This window comes from Sorangium aterium, assembly GCF_028368935.1.
Classification (GTDB): Bacteria; Myxococcota_A; Polyangia; order Polyangiales; family Polyangiaceae; genus Sorangium; species Sorangium atrum.
In genome coordinates this window covers 1,819,299-1,830,012 of the sequence record NZ_JAQNDK010000002.1, presented here as the reverse complement: position 1 = coordinate 1,830,012, position 10,714 = coordinate 1,819,299, and the positions used below count along the sequence as shown (strand labels likewise).

The 10,714-nt window shown below is 71.1% G+C and carries 6 protein-coding genes; 3 read left to right on the top strand and 3 right to left on the bottom strand.

Going from position 1 to position 10,714, the window contains the following annotated elements; all coding sequences use genetic code 11:
- Positions 1-17: 17 nt before the first annotated feature.
- Entirely contained in the window at positions 18-5,081 is a 5,064-nt protein-coding gene (locus POL72_RS21930) for a protein kinase domain-containing protein (protein WP_272097457.1), read from the bottom strand.
- Between the two features lie 145 nt (positions 5,082-5,226).
- A complete protein-coding gene (locus POL72_RS21925; RefSeq protein WP_272097456.1) occupies positions 5,227-6,387 on the bottom strand; it encodes a M20/M25/M40 family metallo-hydrolase in 1,161 nt (386 codons plus the stop codon).
- A gap of 221 nt (positions 6,388-6,608) precedes the next feature.
- On the opposite strand from POL72_RS21925, the gene argB reads away from it, so the two are divergent.
- Both argB and POL72_RS21915 read left to right on the top strand, forming a co-directional pair.
- On the top strand, positions 6,609-7,436 hold the full coding sequence (gene argB / locus POL72_RS21920; RefSeq protein WP_308738129.1) for an acetylglutamate kinase: 828 nt from the start codon (positions 6,609-6,611) through the stop codon (positions 7,434-7,436).
- A 78-nt stretch (positions 7,437-7,514) separates the two neighbouring features.
- On the top strand, positions 7,515-7,982 hold the full coding sequence (locus POL72_RS21915; protein ID WP_272097454.1) for a hypothetical protein: 468 nt from the start codon (positions 7,515-7,517) through the stop codon (positions 7,980-7,982).
- On the opposite strand, the gene POL72_RS21910 is transcribed toward POL72_RS21915, so the two are convergent.
- Complete coding sequence (locus POL72_RS21910) at positions 7,943-8,224, bottom strand: hypothetical protein (RefSeq protein WP_272097453.1); 282 nt, start codon at positions 8,222-8,224, stop codon at positions 7,943-7,945. The two genes, POL72_RS21915 and POL72_RS21910, sit on opposite strands and share 40 nt — an antisense overlap.
- A 200-nt stretch (positions 8,225-8,424) precedes the next feature.
- On the opposite strand from POL72_RS21910, the gene POL72_RS21905 reads away from it, so the two are divergent.
- Complete coding sequence (locus tag POL72_RS21905) at positions 8,425-10,629, top strand: HTTM domain-containing protein (RefSeq protein WP_272097452.1); 2,205 nt, start codon at positions 8,425-8,427, stop codon at positions 10,627-10,629.
- Positions 10,630-10,714 lie beyond the last annotated feature (85 nt).

Here is a 10,714-nt window from a genome sequence, read left to right as displayed (position 1 = left end):
TCGGGCCAGCGCTGCGCTCAGCGCGCAGCGCTCTTCGCGAGGGCCTCGGGCCTCCCCGTCCTCTGCAGCGCGTACGCGATGCCGCTCTGGAGCGTCCCCCGCGTCACGATCTCCTTGAACTCGATCTGCAGGCCCGTGAGGGTCGTCGCGACCTCGGGGCGGATGCCGGTGAGCACCGCCTGCGCCCCGAGCATCCGGAGGGCCTTCGCGGTGGACATCAGCGTGCTCGCGACGTCGGTGTCGACGAGCTTCACGCCGGTGATGTCGAGGATCACGACCTCGGCGCCGTTCGATTCGACCCCGTGCAGCGCGGTGCTGAGCGCCTGCTGGGCCCGCGCGCGGTCCATCATCCCGATCAGCGGCATGACCATGATCCGGTCGGTGATCGGGATGAGGGGGGTGGACAGCTCCGCGAGCCGATCGTTCTGCACCCGGATGATCTCTTCCTGCAGCGACAGGCGCGCCCGCTCGCTCCGCTCTCGCCCGGCGAACTCGACCCCGAGCCGCTGCTCGGCCTCCTGGAGCGCCGCCGTGCGGTGCTCCAGGTGCTCGTAGAGCAGCGCGTTCTCCACGGCCGTCCCGGCCTGGGACAAGAGGAGCCTGACGAGCTCCTGCCGCGCCGGCTTGAAGGTGCTCGGGGCGAGCCGGTTCTCCAGGTAGATGATCCCCTTGGTCCGGCCCTGGTGGACCATGGGCAGGCACAGGATCGACCTCGGGGCGCACGCGGCGACGTACGGGTCGCTCGCGAACCGGGGCTCCTGCGTCGCGTCCGCCAGGATCACGGGCTCCCTCGTCCTCGCGACGTACTGCACGATGGAGACCGGCACGTCGTCGCTCCCCTCGAGCGGGATGGCCAGGCCTGCCCGGAGCGAGCTCGGCTCCGCCGTGACGACCGCCTCGACGAGCAGGTGCTGCTCGCGATCGAGGATGAGGGCGCCCTTCTGCGCGCCGGAGTTCTTGATGACGATCTCCATCAGCCGGCTCACGACGCTCTCCAGGACGACCTCGCCCGCGAGCGCCTGCGCGGCCCGGATGACCGCTTCCACGTCGAGGATGCTCGTGCTGAGCCGCGTCGTCGACGTGGTCTGGGCCCGGCTGGAGCGCGATGACGACGCGGTCACGCTGCGCGGCCCGAGGAGCCCTCCGTCGGGAGGCACGAGGTGGGGCGCGACCCGCGCCAGGCTCTCCACCTTGGCTGTCGCGCCCCACAAGAGGTACGCGTGGTACGCGTCCGTCATGAAGGCGCGAGCGCTCCGGAGCAGCCCCTCGCCCTCGTACAGCTTCGCCGCGAGCTCGTTCGCGATCGCCTCGTCGCGCACGAACCGGTTCGCCCTCGCCCCGTCGATCGCCTTCTCGTAAAGCATCATGGCGTCCCGCGTCCGCCCCGAGAGGCGCGCCACCTCGCCCGCCACGAGGGTGCTCTTGTGGGCGTAGTTGGACGGGCTCAGCTCCGCCCAGCGGCGCAGCTTCGCCTCGAGCCTCGCGAGCGCCTCCATGTGCTGCTCCCGCTCGCCGGCCGGCGCCGCGTCGCACGACGCCGCGAGCGTCAAGCAGCCGAAGAACACGATCTCCGTCGCCCAGGCGTGGCTCGACCACCCCGCGATCTGCCGCTCGGCCGCGGCCAGGAACGAGCGCGCGGCCGCGTAGTCCCCGTGAAGGTAGCTCAGCTGAAGCTTGAAGGCGCTGTACCAGCTGGCCACATAGCCGAACTCCGGCCCCTCGATCGACCTCGTGAACTCGGCCTCGTCGAACGAGCCGCCGCTCAGGGAGTGCCCCCCTTCGGTTCGGCCCGTGAGGTTCGCGACCACCTGCTTCGCGCAGATCAGCGTGTGGATCGTGGTCAGATCGCCGATCCGCCGCACGAGCGCGAGGTTCTGCTCGATCTCTTCCGCGAGCGCGTCCAGCTCGTCACCGAGGTTCAGCTTCGCCGCCGCGATATGCATGCAGCAAAACGACGAGAAGACCGGGTCGCCGCTCGCCAGCCCGGCCTCGCGGGCGCGCCCGAAATAGTCGATCGCCACCGTGAGGTGCTCGAAGAAATGGAGTATCGCCGCGAAGTAGATCAGGAGCTTGCAGGTGAGGCGGATGTCGTTGAACTTCTCGTTGAGCTCGATCCCTAGCTTCGCGAACGCGTATCCCTCCTCGTGCCGCCGCGGGTTGCCTCGGAGCTGGGGTAGGTCGTTCACCAGCATGCTGCCGTACGTGACGTACCCCACGGCGGACATGGCCGAGTTCCCGTGCTTCATCGACAGGTTGATCTGCTTGACCACCGCGAGCAGCGCGAGCGTGGGATCCACGGCGTTCGCCGGCGTCGCCAGCTCGCCCAGGAGGCTCAGGATCTTCTGTGTCTCCGCGCTGGCGGCCGGCGGCAGGTCGATGAGCTCGGCGATCTCGCGCCCCTCCAGGCCCGCGCGCATGGCGGCGAGCTCTTTGCGCAGCATCGCGTCGCGCTCCTCGACCCCCTCGGGGATGTCGATCCCGAAGAGGCCGAGCGCCTCCAGCGCCTGGCTGATCACCTTGCCGATCTGGCCGGTCATCACGAAGAAGGTCATGCGCAGGACGCAGATGTTCGCGCGATCCAGCGTGCTCTTCGCCTGGGCAGAGAGGACGTCGAGCAGCGGCTCGGCCGCCTCGAAGCTGCCGTTCAGACACCTGCACTCCGCGAGCTCGGCGTGGAGCCCGAACGTGAGCTCGTACTCGCGCTTCCAGCTCTCCTGATCGAGCAGCGATGTCCCGACCTCGAGGTAATGGACCGCGGCGTCATAGGCGGCCCCCATCTTCGCCCGCTTGCCTGCGTCGAGGTTCAGCCCCGAGAGCGTCCGCCTCTCGCGCTCGTCCGTGATCAGGGCGACGCCCCTGTTCATGTGGCCCACGATGTCGAACAGCTCGGCCTCGGACTGATCTCGCCTGCTGTCCTCCAGCATCAGCCGCCCGATCTGGAGGTGCGCCGCCTGCTTGTCCGCGTCGTCCATGAGCGCGTAGGCGGCCTGCTGCACGCGATCGTGCAAGAACCTGTAAGAGACGTTGAGCTCCTCGCCGGAGCCGTCCTCGGCGACGGCGAGCTCACCGTCCATCGCGATATCGAAGAACCTGGACTCCGCGTCCACGGGGAGGATGAACCCCTCGCGGAGCACGCCCCAGAGCTCGCGGGCCGCTTCCTGGCGAGACCGCCTCGTGACGATCGCCAGCGTCGTCAGATCGAACTGGTGGCCGACGCACGCCGCGAGGGAGAGGACGCGCTGGGCGCGCTCGGGCAGCCGGCGCATCTTGCCCACCATGAGCTCGATCACGTTCTCCGAGGCCTTCGCCTCGTGGATGCGATCGACGTCCCATGTCCACGAGAAGCGGGTGGGGTCGAACGAGAGGAGCTTCTCTGCGTGCAGGCTCTTCATGAGCTGGCTCATGAAGAACGGGTTGCCCCGGGTCTTGTCGAAGATGAGCCTCGCGAGGGGCTCCGCGCGATGAGGATCGCAGCTCAACGTGTCGGCGACGAGCTGGTTCACGTCGGAGAAGGCGAGCGGCTTGAGCGAAAGCTCGCTCACCCCCGCCGCCTTCGTGCGGAGCTCCCCGAGGACCACGGAGAACAGGTGGCTCGCGTCGACCTCGTTGTCGCGGTACGCGCCGATCATGAGCATGTAGGCGATGCGCGCTTCGGCCGCGATGGTCTGAAGGAACTTGAGCGACGCCGCGTCCGCCCACTGCAGGTCATCGAAGAAGAGGACCAGGGGGCGATCCTTGGAGGGGAAGGCGCGGCAGAAGTTGTGGAGCGTCAGCTGAAACCGCGCCTGGGACTCCGTGGGGCCGAGCGCCTGGACGGCCGGCTGAGGGCCGATGAGGAGCTCGAGCTCCGGTATCAGGTCGATGAGGAGCTGCCCGTTCGAGCCGACCGCCTCCCCCAGCCTGCTCTTCCACTGCGCCAGCGCCTCGGCGGGCTCCGCCATGATGTTGCGGAGGAGCTCCTGGTAGACGTGCGCGACGGCCGCGTACGGGGTGGTCCGGTTGAGCTGGTCGAACTTGCCGGTCGCGAAATACCCTCTCTCGCGAACGACGCTCTTCTGGAGCTCGTTCACGAGGACCGACTTGCCGATCCCGGAGTAGCCGGAGACCAGGACGGACTCGCTGCCGCCCTGCCTCGTGCGGCCCCAGGCGTCGGAGAGGAGCGCGACCTCGGTCTCCCGGCCGTAGAGCTTCTGAGGCGCCCGCAGCTCATCGACGTAGTCGTATCGGCCGGCGGGGAACGGCTCGATCTTCCCCTTCGAGGAGAGCTGCGACGAGCACTCTTCCAGGTCGACCTTGAGCCCGTGGGCGCTCTGGTACCTGTCGTCGGGGCTCTTGGCGAGCAGCTTCATCACGATGTCGGACACGGCGCTCGGCACCGCGGGCGACACGGTGTGCGGCGCCGGCGGGGTCCGCGCGATGTGGCTGTGCACGAGGTCCATGAGGTCCGTCGTCCGGAAGGGGAGGACGCCCGTCACCATCTCGTACAGGGTGACGCCCAGGGAGTAGAGGTCCGTGCGGCGATCGATGACGACGTTCAGCCGCCCGCTCTGCTCCGGCGACATGTAGGCCAGGGTCCCCTCGAAGGACGCGAAGCGGCTCGCTTTGTGGGCTTCCTGCGATAGGCGCGTCGCGCTGCCGAAATCCGTCAGCTTGGCCTGCAACGTCTCCGCGTCGACGAGGATGTTGTGCGGCTTGACGTCCATGTGCGTGACGCCTCTCCGATGGATCGACTCCAGGACGTCGGCGATCGAGATCGCGATACGGAGCGCGTCCTCCAGCTTCAGCTTGCTCGCGCCGATGATCTCGTTGAGCGGGCGCTCGCCCGCGTCCTCCATGATGAGCGCGAGGCTGCTCCCCACCTTCTCGATCCCATAGACCCTCACGACGCCCGGCAGCGCGAGGTCTCGGGCGATGGCGTATTCGTACTTGAGCTTCGCGATCTCGACCGGCAGCGGGCGCTCGCTCTTGAGCCGCTTGATCGCCACCGGCGAGCGGTCGCTCTCTCGAACTCCCCGGTAGACCGTCGTCGCCGTGGATTCGTGGATGACCCCCGTCAATGTGTAAGCAGCCCCACTTGTCATAAATACATTCTCGCGGGTTCGGGCCATCGCAGCAAGGGGATCCCTTACAGCCGCGACCCGAGGCAGCCGCCCAGGTGATCCACTGGGGTCGCACGTGGCAGCCCGCGGCAGGCGAGCGTCGGAGTCGCGCGCCGCCTGTCAGCCCTCAGGCGCGCCGGCCCAGCAGGAACGCCGCCAGCGCCTCCGCCTTGGGGACCAGCGTGCCCACCTCGACCAGCTCGTCCTTCGTGTGGAAGCCGCTCCCCCGCGGCCCCAGCCCGTCGATGGACGGGATCCCGATCTCGGCCGTCGAGCTGGCGTCGGATCCGCCGCCGAGGAGGGGCGCCTCGGCGTCGCCGAGCCCCGCCGCCCGCGCGCAGGCCGCGTACTCACGGTAGAGCGCCTCGCTCGCGTCGGTCCGCACGAGCGGCGACCGCGCGATCTCGCCGTCGACCTGCGCGGCGGTGCCGGGCACCTCGGCGGCCGCCTCGCGCGCCGCCGCGGCGAGCGCCGCCAGGATCGCCTCGCCGTCCGCGCGGCTCACGAAGCGGAAGTCGACCTGCGCCTCCGCCGCGTCGGGCACCGTGTTCCTGCCCTGCCCTCCGCTCACCTTGCCGACGTTGACGGTCACCCCCCGCCCGTAGTCGGTGAGCTGCTGCGCCCGGTCGATGAAGCGCGCGAGCGCCCAGATGGCGTTCGCGCCCTGCCGGTGCGCGTTGCCGGCGTGCGCGGCCTTGCCCGTGGCCCTCACCGTCGCGCCCCCCGTGCCCTTGCGCGCGGTGATGATCCGGTCCCCCTCGCGCCCCGCCTCAAGCACGAGCGCGCACGCGGCGCCCGCGAGCTCGCGCTGCAGCAGCGGCCGCCCCTCGGGCGACCCGACCTCCTCGTCCGCCACGATCGCGAACCGCACCGGGATCGCCGGCAGCGCGCCGATCCGCTCGAGCGCCCTGAGCGCCTCGATCGCCACCACGAGCCCGCCCTTCATGTCGAGCACGCCGGGCCCGCGCGCGAGCTCCCCGTCCAGGCGGAAGCCCTCGAAGACCCCCGGGGGAAACACCGTGTCGAGGTGCCCGACGACGGCGACATGCCCCGCCGGGGACGCCTTCGCCGCCTCGCTCTCCGCCACCCAGTGCGCGGCGTAGCGCGCGCTCGCGAACCGCCGCACGCACAGGCCGGGGATCGTCGAGAGCTCGTTGGCAAGGACCTCGCCCACGGCGTCACCGCCGCGTGGATTGTCCGTGAACGAGTTGAGGTTCACCAGCCGCTCGAGGAGCGCGAGCATCGGCTCCGCGCGGCTGGACAGCGCCTGTCGGAGGGCCTGGATCACCGCGCAAGCATGCCACGGAAGCCGCGGAGGGCCGAGCGCCGCCCCGCGCGAGGTCGCCGGCGCCCGCTCGCGCTACCACCCGCCCCGCGCGCGGCGTGAGCGCTCACCCACCCCCCGCCACCCCGCGCGCGGGCGCGGGCGCGGGCGACCTCTGCCCTGGCCGTTTCAGAAGTGGTACGTGTGCCCCTCATGAAATGTCCCAGAGCAGCGCGGAGGCACCCGTGACCACGGCGACAGGCCCGCTCGTCATCAAGCTCGGCGGTGAGGTCGTCGGCGGCCCTGCCCTCGCCATCCTCTCCAGCGACCTCGCGGCGCTCACCCGCGCGGGCACGCGCGCGATCGTCGTCCATGGCGGCGGCGCGCAGGCCACCCGGCTGCAGGAGCGCCTCGGCATCCCCGTCCGGCAGGTCGCCGGTCAGCGGGTCACCGACGCGGACACGCTCGACGTCATGAAGATGGTCGTCGCCGGCAAGCTCAACGTCGACCTGTGCGCCGCGCTCGTCGCCGCGGGGGCGAGGCCGGTCGGGCTCCACGGCGCGAGCGGGCCCGCCCTCTCGGCGGTCAAGCGGCCGCCGCAGGTGTACGCCAGCGCCGGGCCCGAGCCGGTGGACCTCGGCCTCGTCGGCGACATCACGGGCGTCGATCGCGGGCTGCTCGAGCTGCTCGGGAGCGGCGGCTACTTGCCCGTCCTCGCCTGCCTCGGGGCCGGCGCGGACGGGCAGGCGTACAACATCAACGCCGACACGGTCGCCAACCGGGTCGCCGTCGAGCTCGGCGCGGCGGGGCTCTTCCTCGTGAGCGACGTGCCGGGCGTGCTGCGCGACGTGTCCGATCCCGCCTCGCGCATCCCGAGCCTCACGGTCGCCGAAGGGCGCGCCCTCATCGCGAGCGGCGCCGTCACCCGCGGGATGATCCCGAAGCTCGAGGAGTCGTTCGCCGCGCTCGCCGAAGGGGTCCGCCGCATCCACATCCTGGGGCGGCTCAAGCCGGGCGATCTCGCGCGCGAGGCGAGCGAGCCGGGCTCGATCGGCACCGTGCTCATCCCCTGAGCCGCCGGCCCGACTCGCCCGAGCCGGCCTCGCGCCGTATGCTCCCCGCCTCACCGCCGTATGTTGCCCGCCTCATCGATGACGGATTCCGCCCGAGCAGCGCTCGCGTTCGTCGAGTCGCACCGCGAGCAGTTCGCCATCGGCGTGGGCGTGTGCCTCGTCAGCTTCCTCGCGGGCATGGCGCTCGCCGCTGTCGTGCTCGTCCGGTTGCCCGAGGACTACCTGGAGAGGGAGGAAGAGGCGCCCTTCCTGGAAGGGCGCCCGGCCTGGGTGCGCGTGGCGGCGCGCATCGGAAAGAACCTGCTCGGCGTGATGGCCGTCGCGCTCGGGATCCTGCTGTCGCTGCCCGGCGTCCCCGGTCCGGGCGTGCTGGTGATCGTGATCGGCGTGATGCTCCTCGACATCCCCGGCAAGCGGCGCCTGGAGCGGCGGCTGCTCGGGGCGCCGCAGGTGCGCGCCGTCGCCGACCGCGTGCGCGCCCGCTTCGGCCGCCCTCCGCTGCGCGTTCAGGCGGAGGCCCGCGGCTCTTCACCCGGCGCGCCCTGAGCGCCGCGGGCGCCCTGCGCGAGCGCCGCCGGCCCTCCCTTCGGGGCCCTGGCGCGCCGCCGGAGGTGCCACCCGAAGAGCACCGCCGCGAGCACGAGCGCGAGCCCCGACGAGATCCACTCACGCGGCGCGAGCAGGATGCAGCCGGACGCGAAGGCGCAGCTCGCGAGCGCGAGGCGCTCTTCAGCGTCGGGCGCTTCGGGCGCTTCGGGCGCGTTGGGCGCTTCGGGCATCGGGCGCACGTCGCCCTCCTCGTTACCGTCCCGCGCCGCGCACATCAAGAGCGCCGTGCGGTCGCGATCCTGCCCACAGGGCGTGACGCGGCGCGCTCGCCCGTCGCGCCCCTGGTCGCCTCGTGCGGCGCCCGCGCGGTTGCGGTAGGTAGGGGATCGGAACGGCGAGCGCTCCGCTCGCGCAGCATCGATATCGATCTCGACGCCTTATGAACGCAAAAGACGATCGCGACGAGGGTGGGCCCGAGGGCGCGCTCCGGAACGAGGACCCCGGCGAGAGCCGCGAAGCAGGCCCGGAGGCCGCCGCCGCGAGAGGCTCCGGCGCGAGCGAGGGCGCGCGCGCAGACGACGGCGCGAGCAAGGCCGCGCGCGTGGACGACGGCGCGGCGCGCGAGGCGCGGCGCGAAGGGGTCGCCGAGGACGATGTCGCCGCGGAGGGCGAGCACGACGAGGAAGACGACGCGGAGCCGGAGCCGCCTCCCCGGCCGCGCGGGCCCTCGATGTGGGACATCCTCCGGGACAGCTTCTTCACGTTCGACCGGCGCACGCTCGGCTTCACGCGCATCCTGCTCGGCTTCTTCCTCCTCGGCGACCTGTTCCGCCGCAGCTGGGCGTGGTCCGACATGTTCGCGGACATCGGCGTCCTGCCGAACCACGTGAACCTCTGGCGCCCGCAGGGCGGCGGGAACTTCTCGATCGTCAACGCCTTCTCCACGCCGGGCGAGCTCTGGGTCCTCTGGGCCGTGATCTTCGCCACCTACGTCTGCCTGCTCATCGGCTGGAAGACGAAGCTCATGCAGGTCCTCTCGCTCGTGTTCGTCACGAGCATGAACGGGCGCGTCCTGCTCATCGAGAACGGCGGCTACGTCGTCCACAACCTGCTGCTGCTCTGGACGTGCTTCCTGCCGCTGGGCGATCGCTTCTCCGTCGACGCGCTCCGCGCGTCGCTGAAGCGGAGCCGTGAACGGACCGCGGACGATCTGAACGACCGCTCCACGCTCGACGACCCCCGGAAGCCGGACGCCCACGTGACCGTCCTCGGGCCCGTCCTGCTGATCCAGCTCGCGGCGATCTACTTCTTCAACGTCGTGCACAAGACCGGCCCCGCCTGGAAGAACGGGACCGCTGTCCACTTCGTGCTCTACGTCGACCGGATGGTGACGCCGATCATCGCGGACGTCCGCGACTACGCGCCGAACTTCCTCATCCTGTTCATGACGAAGATGGTCATCTCGTTCGAGGCGGCCATCCCGGTGTGCCTGCTGTCGCCGCTCGGCAGGGTGTGGGCGCGGCGGCTCACGCTCGTGATGATGAACCTGCTCCACGTCGGGTTCGGCACGACGTTCGTGCTGGGCCCGTTCGCGTGGGCGCTCTGCGTGTTCTCCACGCTCCTCATCAGCCGCGAGGACTGGGAGATCGCCGCGCGCACGATGCGGCGCGTGCACCGGGCCCGCGTGGTGCTGTTCGACCCGAGGTCGCCGGGCGCCGTGCTCGCCTGCCGCTTGCTGAAGCGGATGGACCGCTTCGGGCTGCTCACCTTCGAGGCGTCGGACTCCGCGGCCCACGGGCTCGCGGCGCGGCGTCCGGGCGGCGAGGCGGCCGAGGGGGCCGCGGCGCTCGCCGACATCGTCTCGGCGATCCCGCTCGGCCCCGTCGTGGCGTGGGTGTTCCGCCTGCCGCTCGTGCGCGACGCGGCGACCGCGGCGATGGCGGCGGCGCACCGCCGCAGCCTGGGCCGGGCGCTCGGCGCGCGGATCCCGGAGCGCTCGGAGATCGCGCCCCCGCCGGCGCCGCTCCGGCTCGCCGGCCGGAAGGTGCTCGTGGCGCTGCGCGAGGTCGCCGTGCTCGTGATGTTCGTCGGCGCGATCAACCAGGCGGCGGTCGAGCTCTGGGTCATCAAGAACCGCTGGAAGGTGCCTCACCCCGAGCCGACGCGGGTCCTCGCGCAGAAGCTCCGGTTCCTCCAGGGCTGGTTCATGTTCTCGCCGAACCCCGTGATGGACGACGGGACGATCGTCGTGGACGCGGTCACGGTCGACGGCCGCCACATCAACCCCTTCACCGGCGAGCCGCCGAACTTCGACCTCCTGCACGCGAAGAGCTTCGGGTACACGCAGATCTGGTGCGACTACTTCGCCCGCATCAAGCTGCCGGCGAACACCTCGTACCGGGACGCGATGAAGGAGTACATGTACCGCTACCCGGACCGCACGGGCCGGCCCGAGGACGCGATCGTCTCCGGGGACGTGTACTGGGTGAAGGACTGGAACCCGAAGTGGGGCAGCACGGAGAGCTACGGGGAGGAGCGCGAGAAGCTCTTCTCCTTCCAGAACCCGAAGGCCCAGGCGCGCGCGCAGGCCGAGCCTCCGCCGGCGCCCGGCGCGCCCGCGGAGCCGCCGAGCCCTGCCAACTAGGGGGAAACGGGGGAACCACGGCAAGCAAGGGGACCTGGTGGGGCGCCCAGGGTCCCCCCGAACGACAGACCGGCGGTGGAGAGAA

What these genes read in the sequence shown, in the direction of transcription:
- POL72_RS21915 (WP_272097454.1), top strand. Translation starts at nt 7,515, where the DNA reads ATGACGGATTCCGCCCGAGCAGCGCTCGCGTTCGTCGAGTCGCACCGC.
- POL72_RS21905 (WP_272097452.1), top strand. Translation starts at nt 8,425, where the DNA reads ATGAACGCAAAAGACGATCGCGACGAGGGTGGGCCCGAGGGCGCGCTC.
- POL72_RS21930 (WP_272097457.1), bottom strand. Translation starts at nt 5,081, where the DNA reads ATGACAAGTGGGGCTGCTTACACATTGACGGGGGTCATCCACGAATCC.